We start from the raw sequence: 21,323 nt of genomic DNA, 5'->3' as shown, positions 1-21,323 counted from the left end.
GGAAAGCGGCTGAAAATACAGAGAAAATAGCAGGAGTAAAGTTATGGCAAGCAGATTGTGCAGGGTAGCTGATCGGCCCATAAGCCGAAGGCAGGAAAGGGATGAATAGGTCAATGAATGTCACCACTACGGCTGCGGCGCGGCGCAAGGTGCTGCCGGGCTTCGGGCTTACGATGGGCTACAGTGTGCTGTACCTGAGTCTTGTCGTGCTGCTGCCGCTATCTGCGCTGCTGTTCAATTCGACAGGGCTCAGCTGGGCCAAATTCTGGGATGTCGCTACAGACGCGCGTGTATTGGCCTCCTATCGCATCAGTCTGGGCACTGCGGCCGCAGCGGCCCTGACAGATGCTTTTCTCGGGCTGCTTCTGGCCTGGGTGCTGGTGCGTTACGAGTTTCCGGGCAAACGGATTTTCGACGCCCTGATTGATCTGCCGTTTGCGCTCCCGACAGCTGTAGCGGGTGTCTCCCTGACTGCGCTGTATTCGCAGAACGGATGGATCGGTTCCATGCTTGAGCCGCTGGGACTTAAGGTCGCCTTCACTCCGCTGGGCATTACGCTTGCGCTGATGTTCATCGGTATTCCCTTTGTCGTACGTACCGTACAGCCGGTGCTCGAGGACCTGGACCGGGATATGGAGGAAGCCTCGGCAACGCTGGGAGCCGGACGCTGGCGGACGTTCCGCAGCATCGTGCTTCCAGAGCTGATTCCGCCGCTGCTTACCGGCTTCGCGCTGGCGTTTGCCCGGGGAATCGGGGAATACGGCTCGGTGGTATTCATCTCCGGCAATATGCCGATGCGCACGGAAATCGCCCCGCTGCTCATCATGTCCAAGCTGGAGCAGTTCGATTATGCCGGAGCAACCGCAGTTGCGCTGCTGCTTCTGCTCATTTCCTTCCTGATGCTGCTCGTAATCAACACGCTGCAGCGCTGGGTCCGCAAGACTTCGCGGTGAGAAGGCTTACGAAGCGAGTTTTGCCGAAGCAACGCTATGAAGTCTATGCTTACAAAACTTAAGCGTAAGCTTACGAAGTGATTTTTGTACGAAGCTGAATCATCGAAGCAGTCCTAACAAAAATTCAGGAGGTAAAATCATGGCCGGTACTGTCCCTATGGCTGCCCCCGGACCGCAACGGAGCGCCGCTTCACCCGCAACGACTGAAACCTCGGCCGTGAAATGGGTGTTGATTGCTGCGGCCGGGCTGGTGCTGTTCTGGCTTATTGCCCTGCCGCTGATCGTGGTGCTGACAGAAGCGCTGAAGCGGGGGTGGGATGTATTTCTGGCGGCGCTGACTGATCCGGATGCCGCTTCTGCCCTGCGTCTGACACTGCTGGTCGCTGTGATCACCGTCCCGCTGAATACGCTGTTCGGGGTAATGGCCGCTTGGGCGGTGACCAAGTTCCGTTTTCGCGGCAAAGGATTTCTGATTACACTGATTGACCTTCCCTTTGCCGTATCGCCGGTAATCGGGGGGTTGATCTTTGTGCTGGTGTTCGGCTCGAACGGCTGGTTTGGCTCCTGGCTCAGCGCCCATGACATTAAGATTGTGTTTGCTCTTCCGGGCATTGTGCTCGCCACTCTGTTTGTAACCTTTCCCTTTGTGGCCCGTGAGCTGATTCCGCTGATGGAGGACCAGGGCACACAGGAGGAGGAAGCGGCCATTACGCTTGGTGCGCATGGCTGGCAAATTTTCTGGCGTGTGACGCTGCCGAATATCAAATGGGGCCTGTTGTACGGGATTATCCTCTGTAATGCACGGGCAATGGGAGAGTTCGGCGCGGTGTCCGTTGTATCCGGGCACATTCGCGGCGAGACGAACACGCTGCCGCTGCATGTCGAAATTTTGTATAATGAATATCAATTTTCGGCTTCCTTCGCCGTTGCCTCACTGCTGCTGCTGTTGGCCTTGGTGACGATGATCGTAAAAAGCTGGCTTACACGCAAAAATGCTCATTGACAGCTCTTTTGATTCCGTGCTAAGTTAAATCATAGTATACAGCTTGGTAATTACGGGATTGGTGGAGGACACCCCTGTCCGGGAAAGGGAGGCTGGAGAATGGCTAAGCCGCTGAAAGTGGATGAGGTATGGCTTACGCGGATTGCGGAGCTTCTGGACGATATGGAATTCGGTTCTCTGCACATCGTAGTGCATGAAGGACAGATTGTGCAGATGGAGCGGACAGAGCGCAAGCGTTTTGAGAACAGCAATGCAAATGCACGTTATAGTGGAGAGGCCGGAAGCCGGCGGACCGATTCCCGTTCTGCGGGACGAGGATAGCCACACAAGGAAAGACCTTCATTAATCTGAAGGTCTTTCTTTTTTTCTGAAAATATAAGAATTGATATGTTTCACGCTATCCATTATCCTTTTATTTCTCGCTGAAACACCCCATCCCCTATAAGGACGGCGTAACCGTTTCTACTTGACAGAATAGGTTTCTTAATATCTGCAAAGCGCAGGTGCTCCGGACTGCTGTCATCCGGTTTTTGGAGCAGACAGGGGCAATGCAGCCTTATCCTCATCGCGCCGGGCAATTTTCGATCCAGGCTTCTTGTGAAATTAGGATGGGGGCTTCTGAATTACTGAGAGTAGTGCAATTCCGCATTAGTAGCGTGGTGTGCGCCGTGAAGCGGATAGCCCCTCGATGAGCAGGATGACCGCAGTAACAGCGTGCATAATCCAGCCGACAAAAGGAATTAAAGCGACAACCGAGGTGATAACCCCCACCACGTTGCCGATAACAGGTCCGCGCTCTCTCATCAGAAGTACTACGGCTACCGCATGCAGCAGAAAGGCTATACCAAGCGGAATCCAGGCATTGGCTACAACAAAAGCGCCTCCTATGAGCGGCAGTGTCAGAAAAGCCTCATATAAAAAAGTTCCCCATTTGAACAGCTTCCCTATTGGAGTCATGATTACTTCACCTAACCCTTCGGCATAATATTATGATCCTATTCCACAGTTTACCCAAGAATACGGGCGTAGAATATTTTGCAGCTTAAAGAACATTGGTTTATGGTGGTAGTACGTTCTGTAAAGCATAATGTTTCATCTCCCGGCTCATCGGATGGCCCTTCCTTGCCTGGCAGCGGTGCCGTCATATATATTGGTATCAGCAAAGCAGGCAGCATGGGGAGAGAGGAGAGACAAGCATGATGATTCCGGAAAAGCTGGATATCCGTTATGAACGGCCTTCCGTAGAAAAATATTTGGCACTGCGTATGGAAGCCGGTTTGAGTCCGATGAGCGCCGAGGGAGCAGAGATTGGATTGCCCGGATCGATTTTTGCCGTGACCCTGTACGAGGGGGACTCGCTTGTAGGAATGGGACGTGTGGTCGGGGACGGGGGCTGCTTTTTTCAGGTCACGGATATTGCCGTTAAGCCTTCCAGGCAAGGGCGCGGGCTGGGAAAGATTATTATGCGTGAGATCAGAAGCTTTCTCGATTCGGTGCCGGAGAGGGCTTACATCAGTCTTATTGCCGACGGGGAAGCCTCCAGACTATATGCGCAGTATGGCTTCGAGCCGGTAATGCCTGATTCACAGGGAATGTACCTGAGGCGCTGATGAGTTAAGCCACCTGGTTATGCAGCAGGAGAAAGTGAGGGTTTGGGATATGGATGTTGTAGTTTTTGGAGCAACGGGAACGATAGGCAGAGCCATTGTACAGGAGGCGTTAAAAAGAAAGCACGAGGTCACCGCAGTGGTCCGCAATCTCGCTGCACTGGAGCTTGAACATGAGCATCTGCATGTTGCTGCCGCAGATATTATGGACCCGGCGAGGGTTGCGGAGGCTGTACGCGGACATGAAGAGGTTATCAGCGCGTTTGGTCCCGCTGCCGGGCGGGAGAATGACCTGCTCCGTGCGGCGGAGAGTCTGCTCAATGGCATGCAGGCTGCCGGTCTGGAGCGCCTGCTGGTTATTGGCGGAGCGGGCAGCCTGAAGACGGAGTCGGGTGAGTGGCTGATGGACACGCCTGATTTCCCGGAGAAATTCCGGCCGCTTGCGCAAGCGCATGGACATGCCTATGAGATCTACAGCGGCTTCGCACTCGACTATACTTACATCAGTCCGCCTGCGGTCATCCGTCCAGGCCGCCGGACCGGACAGTTCCGCATCGGCCTGGACCGGCTGGTGGTGGATGAGTACGGAAACAGCAGCATCAGCGTGGAGGATTTTGCCGTAGCCGTCATTGACGAACTGGAAGAAGGCAACTTCAGCCGGACCCGGTTTACAGTTGGGTACTGAGATGCTGGCGGGGCAGCAAGCCTGCTGCGCCTGCGCAGCAGCTCCGCTGATCAGCACCAAAATGCTGATATGGATGTTGAGAAGAATGCTGATATGGATGTTGAGAAGAATGCGGAGATGGAATGATGATATGGATGCTGAGATGGAATGCCGGTTTGGATGCAGAAACGTATGAATTGTAGAAACGAATGCAGATATGAATTCGGAAACGATACGGAAATGATTGCGGATATGGATGAAATGCAGGTACGAGTGCAGATATGGATGAGATGCAAAAGCGAATACGGATATGGATAAAATGCAGGCACGAGTGCAGATATGGATGAGATGCAAAAGCGAATACGGATATGGATGAAATGCAGGTACGAGTGCAGATATGGATGAGATGCAAAAGCGAATGCGGATATGAATGAAATGCAGGTACGAGTGCCGATATGGATGAAATGCAAAAGCGAATGCGGATATGAATGAAATGCAGGTACGAGTGCCGATATGGATGAGATGCAGGTATGAGTGCAGATATGGATGAGATGCAAAAGCGAATACGGATATGAATGAAATGCAGGTACGAGTGCAGATATGGATGAGATGCAAAAGCGAATACGGATATGAATGAAATGCAGGCACGAGTGCAGATATGGATGAGATGCAAAAGCGAATACGGATATGAATGAAATGCAGGCACGAGTGCAGATAAGGATGAAATGCAAAAGCGAATACGGATATGAATGAAATGCAGGTACGAGTGCAGATATGGATGAGATGCAAAAGCGAATGCGGATATGGATGAAATGCAGGCACGAATACAAATCTGCTTATGATACAATTTAAACTGCAACTATATAGATTGAACTTAAAAACATCATAGAAAAAGGAAGAGTGGCGGAAGGGGATTTTGGAACTGCAGGAGCGGAAGCGTCCGCCTTTGTCTGCGGATTTCCACCGCGAACAACGGTATTGAATCAAGAAATCTGCAGACGGTCAGCGGCCGGAAGTCCAAACATTCTCTGGAGTCACGACCGAACCTAAACTATAACAATCACAAGTTCAATCTATATAGTAAATACGAAAGTAAGACCTTCCGTTGCCGGAGGGTCTTTTTATATATTAGAAAGCGGTGTTGGTGAATCTCTTTTAGCTTTTCATAAGAGCCGGCTGATCTCAGTACATAGTTAGCTAGAGGAGGAAAGCCGGCATGCAGCCCACGACTTTTTCGAAGAACTTGTCTATAGAGGGTCTGCTAATATCAGACAGCAGAGGGAAAGGGCATTCAGATAGAATTAAGAAGGTTACAAATGCCTTTGTGGAAGCTGGGGCGGGTGAGGGCGGCTGAGGGGAAATCAAAGGTAAAAATACCTTTGTTGAGGCGGGTGAGGGCGGCTGAGGGGAAATCAAAGGTAAAAATACCTTTGTTGAGACGGGTGAGGGCGGCTGAGGGGAAATCAAAGGTAAAAATACCTTTGTTGAGGCGGGTGAGGGAGTCTGAGAAGAAATCAAAGGTAAAAATACCTTTGTTGAGGCGGGTGAGGGCGGCTGAGGGGAAATCAAAGGTAAAAATACCTTTGTTGAGACGGGTGAGGGCGGCTGAGGGGAAATTAAAGGTAAAAATACCTTTGTTGAGACGGGTGAGGGCGGCTGAGGGGAAATCAAAGGTAAAAATACCTTTGTTGAGGCGGGTGAGGGAGTCTGAGAAGAAATCAAAGGTAAAAATACCTTTGTTGAGACGGGTGAGGCGCAGGTTCTGAGGTCTAATTTGCCTGAGCCTCCTGTACCAAGTACAATCGAAGCAAATACGAAGGAGGCTGGGCTTATGTATGCGGTAACTGCGGAGGAAATGCGGGAGCTGGACCGCCAGACCATAGAACGGCTGGGCATTCCAGCCATCGCGCTGATGGAAAATGCGGGCAGGGCCATTGCCGAGGAGATCATCAAGCTGTGCCGGAGCGGTTCTGGCGGAGGCGTGTACCCTGCTGCATGGAGACAGGCAGGCGAGGCAAGCGAAGGTGAAGGTGCGCGACAGCCGGGGTGGGCGGAGGCCGGCAATGCGGGCAGGAGGCGGAACGAAGGAGCGTACGGTCCAGGCGGACTGCGGGACGCCGAAGCACCGGGAAGCGGCGGCCCGGGGATCCGGCCGCCGGGCTTCACGGTCAGCGGCGATGACGCGCTGACCCTTGAGCATGCCGACGCCGAGCACTGGCTCGTCCTCGTCGGCAAAGGCAATAACGGCGGCGACGGCATCGCCGCCGCCAGGCACCTGCGTGAGGCGGGCGTCGCCGTCACGCTGGTGTATGCGGCCGCGCCGGAGTCGCTGGCCGGCGAAGCCGCCCTGCAGCAGGGTGCCGCTGCAGCTATGGGCCTGCCCGCCGTAGTCTACGGCCGGGACCGGGTGGACATGGCCGCATGCAGCGGCATCCTGGATGCGCTGCTCGGCACCGGCAGCGCGGGGGCCCCGCGCGGTGCCTATGCGGAGCTGATTGCCGCCGCGAACGCCAGCGGCAAGCCCATTGTGTCCGCAGACATCCCGAGCGGGCTGGATGCGGACACGGGCCAGGCGCATGAGCCTTGCATTCATGCGGCGGTGACGGTCTGCCTCGCGTTCCTCAAACGCGGGCTGCTGCAGTTCCCCGGCGCCGGCCGCGCCGGGCAGGTGGTGGTCCGCTCCATCGGCATCCCCGCTGCCTTGGCCGGGGAGGGCGGCGTGCCGGCCAGCCTGCTGACGCCGGAGGTGCTGCGGGCACGTCTGCAGGTTGACGTGCTGCGCCGCCGCTCGCCCGAGGGCCACAAAGGCACCTACGGGCATGTCCTGCTGGCGGCGGGAAGCCTGAGCATGAGCGGCGCAGGCTTGCTCGCGGCCCGCGCCGCACTGCGGACAGGCTGCGGCCTGGTGACCTGGGCGCTGCCGACGCTGCTGCTGCCTTCTGTCATAGGAGCAGCCCCGGAGCTGATGCTGGCAGCGGCCGGTGGAGCAAGCGGAAGCTGGAGCGCCGGGACTGCCGCAGAAGTGCTGCGGCTTGGCTCTGGCAGGGATGTCACCGCCGTGGGGCCGGGGCTCGGGCGGTTTGAGGGCGATCAGGACTGGCTGCGTATACTCTGGGAAGGCATTGAAGCTCCGCTTGTCATCGATGCCGATGCGCTCAACATCCTGGCGGACAGCGATTACAGCTCCTGGGCAAGCCGCCGCCATCCGGTGATCCTGACGCCCCATCCCGGGGAAATGGCCCGGCTGGCCAGGATGTCTACGGCTGAGGTGCAGCGGGACCGGATCGGTCTGGCGCTGGCTTATGCCCGGGAGCACGCGGTTACCCTTGTGCTGAAGGGGGCCCATACGGTGGTTGCAACGCCTGAAGGAGAGGCTTATGTGAATATCACAGGCCATCCGGGCATGGGGACCGGCGGTGCGGGCGATGTGCTGACCGGCATCATTGCCGGATTGCTCGCGCAGGGACTGAATGCCGCTCAGGCAGCGGCCTTTGGCGTCTATCTGCACGGACTGGCGGGGGAAAGGGCAGCCCGCCTGCGCTATGACCCGTCGGCATTGACCGCCGGGGATATTATCGAGGCGCTATGACCGGGAAGGACAGGACGCTGATATACGTAAAAAGCGCAAAGAATGCTATGGTACGTTTTGCACTTCATGTGCCCCGCCACATTTCAGCTTCGGAATGCGCAACTGGGAGCTGTGAATGAGAGAATGAGTGAGACCTGCTTCGCACTTGGAATCCGCATGCGCAATGCGATGGCGGAGCCTATAAATAGGGCCAGGCGGGATGTGCAGCCTGCCGCACTCTGCATGCTGCGCAAGAAGCCTTGCTCTGTAGCCGTTACCCTGCGCATGCCTGCACCACAGTCACGCTGCTGACTGCACCTGCGCGCACGTCAGAACAGCACCAGGCAGAGCAGCGGAACGAACAGGGCGAATACAGGAAGCAGCAGCGGCTGCTTCTCTCCGGCCAGCTGCGCAAGCCGGAACAGCAGCAGGGCCATAATTCCGGCGATGCCGCAAATCACCGCGTCGCCGCCCTGCTCCGAGGCCAGCCATAAGCCTGCTCCAAAGCCAGTGGCGGCGTACAGCACAAGAGCCGGGCCGAAGGAAGCAGAACGGAACATGCGCAGCAGCGCATCCGCTGCCAGAGCCGCCGGCAGTCCGTAAGCGTAGATGGCATACGGCACGGAGATTGGCCAACCCTCCGGCACACCATCGGCCTGCGGAAATCCAAGCATAACCAGGGAGACCAGCATGAACGTCAAACCGGCCGCGGACAGCTTCGTGAGCGCGTACATGCCTGCACTCAGCCTGACAGACGGAAGATCGTAATCCTTTATCTTGTTCATAATTCAACAACCTTTCAGGGAAAGTGAACGCGGCTGCCGGGATCAACAATCCCTCCGGCGGCTGTTTAGCTTGTAACCATGTCTCCTCCGTTAACATGGATGCAGGTTCCGGTGACATAGGAAGAATCCGGACCCGCTAAGTAGACATAGGCTCCGGCGAGCTCATAGGGCTGGGCTGCCCGCTTAAAGGGGGTATCGGTTCCGAATATGCTGACTTCTTCGGCGGTATAGCTGGAAGGAATCAGCGGGGTCCACACCGGTCCGGGAGCCACACTGTTGACGCGGATTCCGCTGTCGGCCAGCGACAGCGCAAGAGAGCGGGTGAAGGAGACAACAGCGCCTTTGGTGGAAGAGTAGTCAATAAGCTCTTTGTTGCCTCGATAAGCTGTAATTGAGGCAGTATTGATGATGGAAGCTCCACGCTGCAGATGCGGCAATGCGGCCTGGGTCAGAAAAAAGAACGGAAAAATATTTGTGCGGTACGTCTGGTACAGCTGTTCCTCCGAGATATCCAGAAGGCTCTGCTGCGGATACTGCACAGCGTGATTGTTGACCAGGATGTCCAGTTTGCCGAAGGTCTGCACCGTATGCTCCACCGCTTGGGTGCAGTTTGCTTTGTGCCGCAAATCGGTCTGAATCCGCAGACAACGGCGTCCGAGCTCTTCAATGCGCCGCTGCGTGGCTTCGGCGTCCGAAGCTTCGTACAAGTAGGCAATGGCCACATCGGCACCTTCCTTGGCAAAAGCAATCGCGGCGGCCTTGCCGATCCCGCTGTCCCCGCCCGTGATGAGCGCAGCCTTGCCTTGCAGCTTTCCACTGCCGCGGCTCTCCGGGTTCTCGCTGATGGGACGGGGCTGCATCAGACTCTCCAGTCCCGGCTGGCGGTCCTGATGCTGCGGGGGAAAGGCTACAGGCTGCACGCGGCAGACCGTACGTTCACCGTAATAGGGGTAAACAGGGTTCATTAGGCGACACTCCTCAGGTGCATTCTGTCTTACTGTATATTTTTATGCATGCGCCCAGAAAAGCGTGCGGCTCCTTCCCTCCCGGCCCCGCAGACTATGGCGTGCCCGCTTGCCGCTCAAAACTTGCTGCGCACGGGAAAAAACAGTGATAGATTTAGGGGATGACGTAAGGATGAACAGGAGGCAGAAGCATGTCTGAGAGGAATGAGGGGCTTGGCTTTGAAGCGGGGGCGCAAGGGAACGAAGTGCACAGGGAGGCCCGGCTTATTTTGCGGGAGCTGCGCCTCATGGAACTGCTCACTGAATACCATCCGCGGCTGGCGGGAACGGTTCCCTTGGGCATCCAGGTGGAAGGCAGTGATCTGGATATTATTTGCGAGGTGTATAATCCGGGTCGTTTTACGGCTGAGGCCCGCCGCCATTTCGGCCGGCTGGAAGGGTTCCGTGCTGTGACCCGTACGGCAGGGGGCAGGGTCCGTACCAAAATTAATTTCCGTGCAGGCGGCTGGCCGATCGAGCTGTTCGGCCAGCCCTTGGCAACGGAGAAGCAGAACGCCTGGCTGCATATGCTGGTAGAGGAGCAGATACTGAACCTGCTGGGGCCCGGCTTCAGAGAGGCGGTGATTTCGATGAAGGCCGAAGGCATGAAGACAGAGCCCGCATTCGCCAGGCTGCTGAGGCTGGAGGGGGACCCCTATGAAGCCATGCTGTCTCTGGGCAGGCTTACTAAGGAGCAGCTCGATGCTGTGTGCACAAGGGCTTATCCGTACATATGAATAATAATAGAGAGGGGGAGAAACCATGAACTACAGATCAATGCTTGCCGATGATTACGAGTACGTTTACCATTTATGGGAGAATACGGAAGGTATGAATCTCAGCGAAGCGGACTCCCGGGAAGAAATTCTCCGCTATCTGGAGCGCAACCCCGGAATGAGCCAGGTGTGCGTGAATGAGGATGGAACGCTTGCGGGTACAGCAATGTGCGGACATGACGGACGCAGGGGATATATGTATCATGTCGCTGTCAGCGGGGCCAGCCGGGGAAAAGGAGTCGGCCGTGAGCTGGTTTCCCTCTGCCTGAACAGACTGCTTCAGGAGGGGATTGCCAAATGCCATCTGATGGTGATTGAGGGCAACAGCCTCGGCCGCAGCTTCTGGGGCGGCCTCGGCTGGCAGGAGCGGGATGGCATTGTCCTGTTTTCCCGGAATACCTTTTAGGTAACAATGAATGTCATGGTGTAGCTTTTGCGCGGCTGAAGTATAATATAAAAGTGAAGTATATTGTCGAATTTTGATAGGTGGAGGTCTGAACAATGCGGTTCAAAGATGTATTCTCTATTATTGGTCCGGCGATGGTCGGGCCTTCCAGTTCGCATACAGCAGGTGCGGCGAGAATCGGCAGGGCCGCCCGGCAGGTGCTGGGTGAACCGGCGCGTGAGGCCGAGGTAACCTTCTTCGGCTCTTTTGCCGCCACATACCAGGGGCATGGCACGGACCGGGCGATTGCCGGAGGGCTGCTGAATTTCACCACGGATGATTCCCGTCTGCCTGATTCCATAGAGCTTGCCGCCGAGGCTGGCATGGATATTTCCTTCGGGCAGGGAACCGGCCTGTTCCCCCACCCCAATACGGTCCGCCTGCGCCTGGTTGGTGCAAGGACGGGTACGGAGCTGTCGCTCACAGGAACATCTATCGGCGGAGGGAATATTGAAATTGTGGATATTGACGGCTTTGGAGTGAAGCTTACAGGCATGTATCCCACGGTGCTGATTAATCATATGGACTATCTTGGTGTACTCGCCAGTGTTACGGATGTCATGCGCAGAGGCCAGTTCAATATCGGGCATATGTCCCTGGACCGTAAAAACCGCAGCGGTGCGGCTCTGACCGTGCTGGAGCTGGATGAGGCGGCAACGCCGGAGCTGCTGCGTGACCTGACGGCCCTGCCTGCCGTCAAATCAGTCCAAGTGGTCGATCTGAATGAAGCCGCGCAAGAAGAGAAGGGGAAGGACAACACACCATGAATTTTCAAACCTTAAGCCAGCTGGCTGTATTGTGCGAAGAACGGGGTCTAACGATCGGCGCCCTGATGCTGGAGGAGCAGAGCGAGGAATCGGGACGGTCCAAGGAGCAGGAATTTGCCACCATGAGCCAGTATTATGGCGTGATGAAAGAAGCCGTGCACCGCGGCATGACAGAGAATACCACCTCCCGCAGCGGCTTGACCGGCCTGGATGCCCAGCGGGTTGCCGCCTACAATGCTGCGGATGAGCCTTGTCTCGGCGGACCTGCCGGCCAGGCCATGGCCTATGCGCTGGCCGTATCGGAGGTCAATGCCTCCATGGGCCGCATTATCGCCACACCGACAGCAGGCTCCTGCGGAATTATACCCGGGGTGTTTCTGAGCTGCCAGGAGCGATTCGGCTGGGATGATGATTACATGGTCTCCGGCTTGTTCGCTGCGGGAGCCATAGGTTATGTCATTGCCAACAATTCGTTTGTGTCCGGTGCGGAGGGGGGCTGCCAGGCCGAGGTTGGCTCGGCCATCGGGATGGCGGCGGGAGCGCTGACCGAGCTGCGCGGCGGGACGCCGGCGCAGGCAGTGCATGCCGTTGGCTTGGCACTGAAAAATACACTTGGACTGATCTGTGATCCTGTAGGCGGACTTGTGGAAATTCCCTGTATCGTGCGCAACGGCTTCGGGGCCGTTACGGCGCTGGCCGCCGCCGATATGGCGCTGGCCGGGGTGCGCAGCGTGATTCCATCCGACGAGGTTATCAAGGTTATGCTGGAGGTTGGCTCGGCCATGCCCGAGAAGCACCGGGAGACGGCCGGGGGCGGATTGGCCCAGACGCCAACCGGGCGGAAGATTATGAAGGATCTGCGGAACAAAAAATAGTCCGCAGACTGCATCCTTGCCGGCCTCCGTTTATTCAGAGCATATGAAATCTTTCCAGCTGTTCCCATTGCCCTTCCTGCCGGAGAATTTCCGGCTGCTTCGGCCCCATAAGATCGAAGTGCGGGAAGGGCCTGCGGTTATGAATATACTGGGCCGGCAGCCCGTGCTGCTCGCACCAGCTTCTCAGGCGGGACAGATTGCTGCAGCCGACTTTGGTTACTGTAGTCAGCCCGGGGAAGCGGGGGTCCAGCCAATAATGGGTCAGGAATGCAATCTCTCCTGCGGAGACCGCCTGTTTCCAACGGGTTAATTCTTCTCTGTTAATGCCCGAAGGCCATCGTTGTCTCATCCTTATCTCTAATCCGTAATCGTAATTCCATTATAACTTAAGAAGAAACGGCTTCGCCGTCCTTGTAAAGGACGGAGTGTTTCAGCGAGAAATAGAAGGTTCATTTAGTGTGCCGAGCATATACATCCTTATATTTTAAGAAAGGGGAGTGCAGCATGAACGGGCAGCTTAGAGCGGATATCCGCGCCGGGCTTGAGGTGGATATTGTGCTGAAGCAGGATCAGGCTACAGGCAAGCTCACACACGGCGTGGTCAAAGACATTCTGACCAACTCGCCCCGCCATCCGCATGGCATCAAAGTGCGGCTGGCTGACGGTCAAGTCGGACGGGTCAAAAATATTACGTAAGCGCGAAAAAGCGCTCCAGGCTCAGGGCGCTGTTCTCATGAACAGCATATTCCCGGATCTGGAGCGTTTTTTGCCTGGAGGGACCGGTTACCGGCCCATAAATTCCTCCACATACTGATCGGCCTTGGTTTGGTTGCACAGGTTGCAGGCGCAGACGCAGTTATCCGGCGTGGTGTGGCCGCCTTTGGCGCGAGGCAGCAGGTGGTCGATGGTGTCTCCGTATAAGCCGCAAAAGTGGCAGGTATAGTTGTCCCTGGCCAAAATAAATGCCCGGAAATCCTTGTTGCTGTATATGCGGCGGATTGTGCGGCGGTTAACCACCACTGCGGCATGCTCTCTGACAAGCGTCACGGCCAGCGCAAGGTCTATTTCCTGATGCCATCGCCGGCCCTTGTCACTGTGGCCGCGCATCAGGATCATGCCCTTGGACGAAGGAATCAGGGCTGAGGCATCCTGCGGGTCAGGCTTCGGACCTCTTGGCGGCAGCGATTTCCGCCGTGTGTCGGCTCCGCGTGGCCGTGTTTTGCCCTTGACTCCGTGTGCCGGAAGAGCTGCCTTGCCTTCCTTGGAGCGCTCCGGCAAGGAAGTCTGATGGGCTCGGGGCACTGCGGTCCTGGAAGCGGCGGCAGCTGCGTTGGAGTGGAGGGCCGGGAGGCGCGTAAGCACGAGCGAATCGGTCAATCCGGCATCGGAAATCACAGTGGCTGAAACAGCTGCGGTTCCTTTTACCCGCACTGCGGTTCTGGCTTTTACGGCGGCAAGCTCTTTGCGGCATTCCCGGCAGGCGCCCCGGCGTGACTGTCCTTTGGAGCGTTTGCCTGTGCGTCTGCGGAATTCAGAGAGCGGTTTATACTGATGACAGTAAGAGCATTGTTTGGATAATGGCAGATGGGTATCGGTCATAGGTATGTTTGGAAGGCTGTCTTCGCGCCTGTCCAGTCCCTTCTTTTTTGATAGTAGCTTTAGTATAGCGCAAAGTGCGGTGAATCACACAGCGGGCGTTGGAAGGGAGTTCACCTAATTTATGCTGGACGGCGGCGTTCAAAGGCGTTAGAATGGCAATGAACATAAAAGGGCTTTCATTTTGGGCCGGCGGGAGTGAACCCGATTGACAACGATTTATGATATTGCCAAAAAAACCGGATACTCGCCAACCACGGTTTCCAAGGCGTTCAATAATTATTCCGATGTGCGGGAGAAGACGCGCCAGGAAATTCTGCGGACGGCTCAGGAAATGGGGTATTTGCCCAACGCGCATGCGCGGACCTTGACGACCAAGAAGTCATGGACCATTGGCGTCCTGTTTGTTGAGGGGACAGGGATGGGAATCCGCCATCCATTTTTCAGCGCGGTTATCGAGAGCTTCAAGCAGGTGGCGGTAGCCAAAGGCTATGCGCTGATGTTCATTTCCAAGGATGTCGGAGGCAAGCAAAGCGGTTATTTGGAGAATTGCCGGATCCGCGGGGTGGACGGAGTAGTGGTATTTCTGTCTGATTATGACGACCCTTATTTCCTGGAGCTGCTGGAGAGTGATATTCCCACGGTTATTCTTGATTATGATACGGCGCAGTCGCATACGGTCTGCTCGGATAACCAGGCGGGAGCGCTGCAGGCGGTAAATTACCTGGCATCTCTGGGGCACCGGAGAATCGCCCATATTTCCGGCGGCAGGAACTCTTTTCCGGGAAGCCAGCGTGAGCTGGGTTATATAACGGCCATGGAGCAGCAGGGACTGGAGGTAAGGAACGGTTATATCGTTGACGGAGCTTTTTTCTCAAGGGAAAGCGGTTATGAGGCCATGCTGAAGCTGCTAGGGCTGCCGGAGCGTCCGACGGCGGTATTCGCTTCGGGTGACCTGCTGGCACTGGGCGCCGTGATGGCCGCCAAGGACAACGGACTGTCCGTACCCTCGGATATTTCGGTGATCGGCTATGATGATATCGAGCTTGCGGGGTATGTATCGCCCGCCCTTACGACAATCCGTCAGGATACGGCGCTGCTTGGGACACGTGCGGCCGAAATTCTGCTCGCTTCAATCGACGGCAAAGGGCAAGGGCAGGAGGCGCTGCTGCTTCCTGTGGAAGTGGTCGTACGGGATTCCTGTGCTCCGCCGGGCGGGGATTGAATGGTTTCCGCCGGGAGAGCATTTTTTTTCGGAATAATCGAAACCGGTTTCGATTATCGTATAATGACAATAAAGGAGCTGGAAAAAATGAAAAAAGTACGCTCAGCAGTAACCGCAAAGGATACGGGAGAGCGCTTAAGCCCGAGAGAGGGGATTGTATTCAGAGCCCGCGCAGGCGGAGAGCAGCCCGATGTGCAATTGCGGCCGGAACAGGAGTTTCAGCAAATGCTTGGTTTTGGCGGCGCTTTCACTGAGGCGGCGGCCTATACCTTGTCGCGGATGAGCCCGGGGAAGCGGGCGGAGGTCATCCGGCGTTATTTTCACCCTGAGGAAGGATTGAACTACAGCATGGGCCGCGTGCATATCCACAGCTGTGATTTCGCGCTCGGCAACTATACTTATGTGCAGGACGGGGATGCAGAGCTTGCAACCTTTAATATTGACCATGACCACAAGTGGGTGCTTCCGCTGATCAAAGACGCGATGGAGGTAAAAGGCGGCCCGTTCACGATGCTGGCCTCCCCGTGGAGTCCCCCGGCCTGGATGAAGACCAATGGAGAGATGAATAACGGCGGTTCGCTGAAGCCGGAATACGCGAAAGTATGGGCGCGGTACTATACGAAATTCATAGAAGCCTACCGCAAGGAGGGCATTCCGATCTGGGCAGTCTCGGTGCAGAATGAGCCGGCTGCCGTTCAGACCTGGGATTCCTGTGTATACAGCGCGGAGGAGGAGCGGGATTTTGTCAAAAATCATCTGGGCCCAATAATGCAGGAGGCCGGAATGGAGGATGTGAACATTGTCATCTGGGACCATAACCGCGATATCATGGTCGAACGCGCTTCCACTGTGTTGTCCGATCCGGAAGCAGCCCGGTATGTATGGGGTACAGGCATTCACTGGTATGGAGGCGAGGAATTCGACAAGGTAGCCAGGGTGCATGAGCTTTTCCCGGATAAGCATCTGCTGTTCACTGAGGGGTGCCAGGAGGGCGGTGTGCGTCTGGGCGAATGGTTCACCGGTGAACGTTACGGGCGGAATATGATCGGCGATCTGAATGCCTGGACGGAAGGCTATCTCGACTGGAACCTGGTGCTCGACGAGACCGGAGGACCAAATCACGTGGGCAATTTCTGCGATGCTCCGATTATTGCCGATACGACTGCAGATGAGGTGCATTACAACAGCTCCTATTATTACATCGGGCATTTCAGCAAGTTCATTGCTCCGGGCGCTGTGCGTATTGGACTGGAATCTGCCGATGCAGGCGTTCTGTCCACCGCTTTCCGCAATCCGGACGGCAGCATCGCCGTGGTGCTGATGAACGGGGGGGAGGACACGCGCAGTGTAACCCTGGGTCTGGATGAGGAACTGGCCGAATGTGTGCTGCCGCCGCACTCCATTGCGACACATCTCATTTCGTAAGAGCCGTCAGCACTTCCGGGCTTATCCGGCCAGACTGGCTGCCCTGTTCTTAGATTCAGGGCTGGGAATTAGTTGACTCTGCTTGGAGCGGGAGTTTTGGCTTGGCCGGGTATCGCTGAATCGGATGACGTCCTTTTAAAATCGGCGGATTCGTGTCCGCTTGTGTACAGCATAATTTTAAGGAGGCCAGTTCATGAGCAATTATTATTTTGATTCCGGTACATTTGTGATGGAGCAGTTTCATGAGGGGAAGCCGTTTGCCAGTTTTCTGCCCGGGCTTGCGGGACTGAAGGGCATTCCGATGTGGACCTTCTATGTTAACCGGGGCCAGGGGATCTGCAGCTTTGGGGTGCGCGACAAAAACTCGCCGATCATGGAATTTTCACCGGCGAATATTTCCTACAAGAATGTAGCCACGTCCGGCTTCCGCACATTCATTAAGATAAAGGGTGCAACGGACCTGTATGAACCGTTCCAGTCGGCGCGGCCAGATCCCAAGGCAAAACGCAAGATGACGATTCTGCCGAACGGGCTGGCCATTGAGGAAGCCCATGCCGGCCACGGATTGAAAACAACCGTCCATTACTTCAATCTGCCGGGTGACGACTATGCGGCATTGGTCCGGCGGGTAGACTTGGAGAATATCAGCGGATCGGAGCTGGAGCTTGAGCTGCTGGACGGCCTGCCGGAGATCCTGCCTTACGGTGTAGAAAACAGCGGGTATAAAGAGATAGGCAACCTGCTGCGCAGCTGGATGGAAGTATATAATCTGGAGAACGGAATTCCGTTCTACAAGCTGCGCTCCAGCACGAATGATGACGCGCAGATGAGCGAAATAATGAGCGGCCATTTCTATCTGTCGTTCACGGCAGAGGGAGAACGGCTGGCGCCGATTGTGGATTTTGAGACGGTGTTCGGAGGCAATACGTCGCTTATCTATCCAGAGCGGTTTGCGGATCTGCCGCTTGCGGAGCTGCTGGAGCTGCCCCAGTATCCCGTCAACAAAGTGCCTTGCGGGTTCAGCGGCGCGGCGCGGACGCTCTCCCCGGGCGGCAAGCTGACACTGAACACCATTATTGGGCATGTGAACGACATCGGCAAAATCAACCGCAAAGCATCAGCGCTCTGCCGCGATGAATACATTACGGCCAAGGCCCTGGAAGCGGCCAGTCTGACCGAGGAGCTGACGGCGGATATTGCTACCCGCACCTCCTCGCCGATGTTCGATGCATACTGCCGGCAGTCCTATCTGGACAATCTTTTGCGGGGCGGTTACCCGTTTATCTTCGACAACGGGGGAGACGGCTTTGTCGTACACCTGTTTTCGCGCAAGCATGGCGACATGGAACGCGATTACAACTTCTTCTCGCTGGCCCCGGAATATTATTCCCAGGGCAATGGTAATTTCCGCGACATGAATCAGAACCGGCGGAATGATGTATTCTTCAATCCCCGGGTCGGCAGCTTCAATATCAAGATGTTCTACAGCCTGATTCAGGCGGATGGCTACAATCCGCTCAGTGTGCAGGGAACGACCTTTGAAATCCTGCCGGGCAAGGCTGCGCAGCTTGCGGAATGGATTTATGAGGCGGCAGCGGATCATCGGGAGGAACTGGTGAAGCTCTGCGCGGGCCGCTTCACCCCTGGCCGTCTGATCAATTATATTGCCGACCATGGCGTCACGCTGAAGACAGGAGAGGAGAAATTCCTCAGCGGTGTGCTGGCCCTGTCGCAGCAGAACATTGAAGCCGCCTTCGGAGAAGGGTTCTGGTCGGACCACTGGACCTACAACCTCGATCTGGTGGAGGGCTATCTGGATATTTTCCCTGAACGCAGGCAGGAGCTGCTCTTCGGCGATGAAACCTATGCCTTCTATGACAGCCCGGCCTATGTGCTGCCGCGCAGCGAGAAATATGTGCTGAGTGACGGCAAGGTCCGCCAATACGGTTCCCTGCTGGAGGATGAGGAGAAGCTGCACCGGCTGAAGCGCAAGGCTTCGGAGACACACTGGCTGCGTACGGAAGGCGGTCACGGAGACATCTACCGCACCAGCCTGTTCGTGAAAATGCTGTCTCTGGCTCTGAACAAATTTGCCACCCTGGACCCTTATGGCATGGGGGTGGAGATGGAAGGCAACAAGCCGGGCTGGAACGACGCCATGAACGGCCTGCCGGGTCTGTTCGGCTCAGGAATGAGCGAGACCTTTGAGCTGAAGCGGATGATTGTCTTTTTGCTGGAAGTGCTGGAGAGCAGCGGTAATGCTGCCGGTACCGCAGCGCTTCCGTCAGAAATGCTCCTGCTGCTTGAGCAGGTGCACAGCGCCACAATTGCCGTACTGGCAGGGGAGCTCACGCAGTTTGATTACTGGGATACCGTAGCGTCTGCACGTGAGTCCTACCGGGAGCGCATCCGCTTCGGTATTGCCGGAGATGAGCGCACGGTACCGCTTGCGTTCATCCGTGAGGCGTGCGGGCAATTCCTGCTCAAGCTTGACAAAGGCATCGGCCTTGCGGTGGAGATGGGCGGCGGTCTGGCTCCGACCTATTTCCGCTTTGAGGCCACGCGGTTTCAGGCGGTGACGGGCGATTCCGGCCAGCCGGTAATCAGCGGCTACGGTTTGCCGAAGGCGGTGGTGGAAGAGTTCGAAGCGGTTGCCCTGCCGCATTTTCTGGAGGGCCCGGCCCGCTGGCTGAAGACGCTGGGCAGCCCGGACGAGGCCCGGGACATCTATAACCGGATCAAGCAAACCGGACTGTATGATCCGGTCACGTCCATGTACCGCACTTCGGTCTCTCTGGACGGGGAGTCCAATGAAATCGGACGGATGCGCGCGTTCACGCCGGGCTGGCTGGAGCGGGAGTCGAATTTCCTGCATATGTCCTACAAATATTTGCTGGAGCTGCTGAAGGCGGGACTCTATGAGGAATTCTACGGGGAACTGAAAACCTCGCTTATCCCGTTTCTGGACCCGGCTGTATACGGACGCAGCACCCTGGAGAACTCCTCCTTCATCGCTACGGGCGGCAATCCGGACCCGGGTACGCATGGAAGGGGCTTCGTCGCCAGGCTCAGCGGCTCCACCGCAGAGTTCCTGAGCATGTGGCGTACGATGATGGCCGGAAGCAGTGTCTTCTCGGTGGTAGACGGAGAGCTGGCATTGTCCTTTGACCCGGCGCTGCCGGGCTGGCTGTTCGATGAGCAGGGAAATCTGTCCTTCACCTTCCTGGGCAGCACCAAGGTCAGCTATCACAACCCCCGGCATCTGAACACCTTCGGCGGGGATGGGGCTGCGATTCAAAGTCTGACCCTTGCCTACCGCGACGGCAGCGTAAGCCGGATTTCGGGATCACAGCTGCGCGGTGCCGAGGCCGAAGCTCTGCGGCGGGGAGAGATCAGCGAAATCCGTGCTGTGCTGGAGTAGAAATAATGGCATATGACAAGTACAGCATCTAGTCCAAACGTTAAACGTCAGGCGCTAAGCGCCGGCTGTCGAAAGCTATGCGCTAAACGTCAAGCGCTAAGCGCCGAATGTCGAAAGCTAGGCGCTAAACGTCAAGCGCTAAGCGCCGACTGTTGAAAGCTAGGCGCTAAACGTCAAGCGCTAAGCGCCGACTGTCGAAAGCTAGGCGCTAAACGTCAAGCGCTAAGCGCCGACTGTTGAAAGCTAGGCGCTAAACGTCAAGCACTAAGCGCCGACTGTCGAAAGCTAGGCGCTAAACGTCAAGCACTAAGCGCCGACTGTCGAAAGCTAGGCGTTAAACGTCAAGCGCTAAGCGCCGAATGTCGAAAGCTATGCGCTAAACGTCAAGCGCTAAGCGCCGACTGTTGAAAACTAGGCGCTAAACGTCAAGCGTTAAGCGCCGACTGTCGAAAGCTATGCGCTAAACGTCAAGCGCTAAGCGCCGACTGTTGAAAGCTAGGCGTTAAACGTCAAGCGCTAAGCGCCGACTGTTGAAAGCTAGGCGCTAAACGTCAAGCGCTAAGCGCCGACTGTCGAAAGCTAGGCGCTAAACGTCAAGCGCTAAGCGCCGACTGTCGAAAGCTAGGCGCTAAACGTCAAGCGCTAAGCGCCGACTGTCGAAAGCTAGGCGCTAAACGTCAAGCGCTAAGCGCCGACTGTTGAAAGCTAGGCGCTAAACGTCAAGCGCTAAGTGCTGACTGTTGAAAACTAGGCGTTAAACGTCAAGCGCTAAGCGCCGACTGTTGAAAACTAGGCGCTAAACGTCAAGCGCTAAGTGCTGACTGTTGAAAACTAGGCGCTAAACGTCAAGCGCTAAGTGCCGAATGTCGAAAGCTATGCGCTAAACGTCAAGCGCTAAGTGCCGACTGTTGAAAGCTAGGCGCTAAACGTCAAGCACTAAGCGCCGAATGTCGAAAGCTATGCGCTAAACGTCAAGCGCTAAGCGCCGACTGTTGAAAACTAGGCGCTAAACGTCAAGCGTTAACCGCCAAGCATCAAATGCCGAATGTTATGAGCTAAACGTCAAACGCTAATCCGCCGATGCTAAGTTATGATGAACGAAAGGCAGCCCCTGTTCGCACACCGTAGGTTAAAATGGAAGTGGAAACCATTTCAGAGCTACATGCGAAAGGAGCTGTTACTATGAAGAATACCATAAAATACGTCGGT

The 21,323-nt window shown here is 56.1% G+C and carries 21 protein-coding genes; 16 read left to right on the top strand and 5 right to left on the bottom strand.

Annotation, left to right across the window (positions count from 1 at the left end):
• Window positions 1–101: 101 nt before the first annotated feature.
• The 3 genes from cysT (at window position 102) to HYD27_RS28745 (ending at window position 2,277) form a co-directional block, all read left to right on the top strand.
• A complete protein-coding gene (gene cysT / locus HYD27_RS28755) occupies window positions 102–953 on the top strand; it encodes a sulfate ABC transporter permease subunit CysT (RefSeq protein WP_228745410.1) in 852 nt (283 codons plus the stop codon).
• Between the two features lie 139 nt (window positions 954–1,092).
• Window positions 1,093–1,956: a sulfate ABC transporter permease subunit CysW gene (gene cysW, locus HYD27_RS28750; RefSeq protein ID WP_219221053.1), complete on the top strand. Its 864-nt coding sequence runs from the start codon at window positions 1,093–1,095 to the stop codon at window positions 1,954–1,956.
• 99 nt (window positions 1,957–2,055) lie between these two features.
• Complete coding sequence (locus tag HYD27_RS28745) at window positions 2,056–2,277, top strand: YezD family protein (protein ID WP_219221051.1); 222 nt, start codon at window positions 2,056–2,058, stop codon at window positions 2,275–2,277.
• Between the two features lie 327 nt (window positions 2,278–2,604).
• On the opposite strand, the gene HYD27_RS28740 is transcribed toward HYD27_RS28745, so the two are convergent.
• Window positions 2,605–2,913 (bottom strand): hypothetical protein, encoded by a 309-nt coding sequence (locus HYD27_RS28740; protein WP_219221050.1) that lies wholly within the window; start codon window positions 2,911–2,913, stop codon window positions 2,605–2,607.
• A gap of 239 nt (window positions 2,914–3,152) precedes the next feature.
• Between HYD27_RS28740 and HYD27_RS28735 the strand changes: the two genes are divergently transcribed.
• The 5 genes from HYD27_RS28735 (at window position 3,153) to HYD27_RS28715 (ending at window position 8,107) form a co-directional block, all read left to right on the top strand.
• Window positions 3,153–3,566, top strand: a complete 414-nt coding sequence (locus HYD27_RS28735; protein ID WP_375373956.1) for a GNAT family N-acetyltransferase — start codon at window positions 3,153–3,155, stop codon at window positions 3,564–3,566.
• Between the two features lie 49 nt (window positions 3,567–3,615).
• Window positions 3,616–4,248: an NAD(P)-dependent oxidoreductase gene (locus HYD27_RS28730; protein WP_219221048.1), complete on the top strand. Its 633-nt coding sequence runs from the start codon at window positions 3,616–3,618 to the stop codon at window positions 4,246–4,248.
• Window positions 4,249–5,543: 1,295 nt separating this feature from the next.
• Window positions 5,544–5,993, top strand: coding sequence for a hypothetical protein (locus tag HYD27_RS28725; RefSeq protein ID WP_219221047.1), 450 nt, complete (start codon window positions 5,544–5,546; stop codon window positions 5,991–5,993).
• A gap of 65 nt (window positions 5,994–6,058) precedes the next feature.
• Complete coding sequence (locus HYD27_RS28720; protein WP_219221045.1) at window positions 6,059–7,816, top strand: NAD(P)H-hydrate dehydratase; 1,758 nt, start codon at window positions 6,059–6,061, stop codon at window positions 7,814–7,816.
• Window positions 7,817–7,939: 123 nt separating this feature from the next.
• Entirely contained in the window at window positions 7,940–8,107 is a 168-nt protein-coding gene (locus HYD27_RS28715; RefSeq protein ID WP_219221043.1) for a hypothetical protein, read from the top strand.
• A gap of 17 nt (window positions 8,108–8,124) precedes the next feature.
• On the opposite strand, the gene HYD27_RS28710 is transcribed toward HYD27_RS28715, so the two are convergent.
• Both HYD27_RS28710 and HYD27_RS28705 read right to left on the bottom strand, forming a co-directional pair.
• Entirely contained in the window at window positions 8,125–8,580 is a 456-nt protein-coding gene (locus tag HYD27_RS28710; protein WP_219221042.1) for a hypothetical protein, read from the bottom strand.
• 65 nt (window positions 8,581–8,645) lie between these two features.
• The gene (locus HYD27_RS28705; protein ID WP_219221038.1) at window positions 8,646–9,545 is read right to left on the bottom strand and encodes an SDR family oxidoreductase; all 900 of its coding nucleotides are present in this window, start codon (window positions 9,543–9,545) and stop codon (window positions 8,646–8,648) included.
• Between the two features lie 191 nt (window positions 9,546–9,736).
• Here HYD27_RS28705 and HYD27_RS28700 point away from each other — a divergent pair, with 191 nt between their 5' ends.
• The 4 genes from HYD27_RS28700 (at window position 9,737) to sdaAA (ending at window position 12,447) form a co-directional block, all read left to right on the top strand.
• Window positions 9,737–10,321, top strand: coding sequence for a DUF4269 domain-containing protein (locus HYD27_RS28700; RefSeq protein WP_219221036.1), 585 nt, complete (start codon window positions 9,737–9,739; stop codon window positions 10,319–10,321).
• A 25-nt stretch (window positions 10,322–10,346) separates the two neighbouring features.
• Window positions 10,347–10,766, top strand: a complete 420-nt coding sequence (locus HYD27_RS28695) for a GNAT family N-acetyltransferase (protein ID WP_219221035.1) — start codon at window positions 10,347–10,349, stop codon at window positions 10,764–10,766.
• 95 nt (window positions 10,767–10,861) lie between these two features.
• Window positions 10,862–11,572, top strand: a complete 711-nt coding sequence (sdaAB, locus tag HYD27_RS28690) for an L-serine ammonia-lyase, iron-sulfur-dependent subunit beta (RefSeq protein ID WP_219221033.1) — start codon at window positions 10,862–10,864, stop codon at window positions 11,570–11,572.
• Window positions 11,569–12,447, top strand: coding sequence for an L-serine ammonia-lyase, iron-sulfur-dependent, subunit alpha (gene sdaAA / locus HYD27_RS28685; protein WP_219221031.1), 879 nt, complete (start codon window positions 11,569–11,571; stop codon window positions 12,445–12,447). Before sdaAB ends, sdaAA begins: the two co-directional genes overlap by 4 nt.
• A 34-nt stretch (window positions 12,448–12,481) precedes the next feature.
• On the opposite strand, the gene HYD27_RS28680 is transcribed toward sdaAA, so the two are convergent.
• Complete coding sequence (locus HYD27_RS28680; RefSeq protein ID WP_219221030.1) at window positions 12,482–12,796, bottom strand: hypothetical protein; 315 nt, start codon at window positions 12,794–12,796, stop codon at window positions 12,482–12,484.
• Between the two features lie 155 nt (window positions 12,797–12,951).
• Between HYD27_RS28680 and HYD27_RS28675 the strand changes: the two genes are divergently transcribed.
• Window positions 12,952–13,143, top strand: coding sequence for a YwbE family protein (locus HYD27_RS28675; RefSeq protein WP_219221028.1), 192 nt, complete (start codon window positions 12,952–12,954; stop codon window positions 13,141–13,143).
• Between the two features lie 87 nt (window positions 13,144–13,230).
• Here HYD27_RS28675 and HYD27_RS28670 read toward each other — a convergent pair whose 3' ends face one another.
• Window positions 13,231–14,046: an HNH endonuclease gene (locus tag HYD27_RS28670; RefSeq protein ID WP_219221027.1), complete on the bottom strand. Its 816-nt coding sequence runs from the start codon at window positions 14,044–14,046 to the stop codon at window positions 13,231–13,233.
• 205 nt (window positions 14,047–14,251) lie between these two features.
• Between HYD27_RS28670 and HYD27_RS28665 the strand changes: the two genes are divergently transcribed.
• The 3 genes from HYD27_RS28665 (at window position 14,252) to HYD27_RS28655 (ending at window position 20,114) form a co-directional block, all read left to right on the top strand.
• Complete coding sequence (locus HYD27_RS28665; RefSeq protein ID WP_219221025.1) at window positions 14,252–15,268, top strand: LacI family DNA-binding transcriptional regulator; 1,017 nt, start codon at window positions 14,252–14,254, stop codon at window positions 15,266–15,268.
• An 87-nt stretch (window positions 15,269–15,355) separates the two neighbouring features.
• Window positions 15,356–16,693: a glycoside hydrolase family 30 protein gene (locus HYD27_RS28660; protein WP_219221023.1), complete on the top strand. Its 1,338-nt coding sequence runs from the start codon at window positions 15,356–15,358 to the stop codon at window positions 16,691–16,693.
• 193 nt (window positions 16,694–16,886) lie between these two features.
• Window positions 16,887–20,114 (top strand): cellobiose phosphorylase, encoded by a 3,228-nt coding sequence (locus tag HYD27_RS28655; RefSeq protein WP_219221020.1) that lies wholly within the window; start codon window positions 16,887–16,889, stop codon window positions 20,112–20,114.
• Window positions 20,115–21,323 lie beyond the last annotated feature (1,209 nt).

Origin of the sequence: Paenibacillus sp. S150 (genome assembly GCF_019352175.1) — a bacterium.
Classification (GTDB): domain Bacteria; phylum Bacillota; class Bacilli; order Paenibacillales; family Paenibacillaceae; genus Paenibacillus_AQ.
The sequence above is the reverse complement of the archived record's forward strand: the minus strand, read 5'-3'. Positions and strand labels throughout refer to the sequence as shown.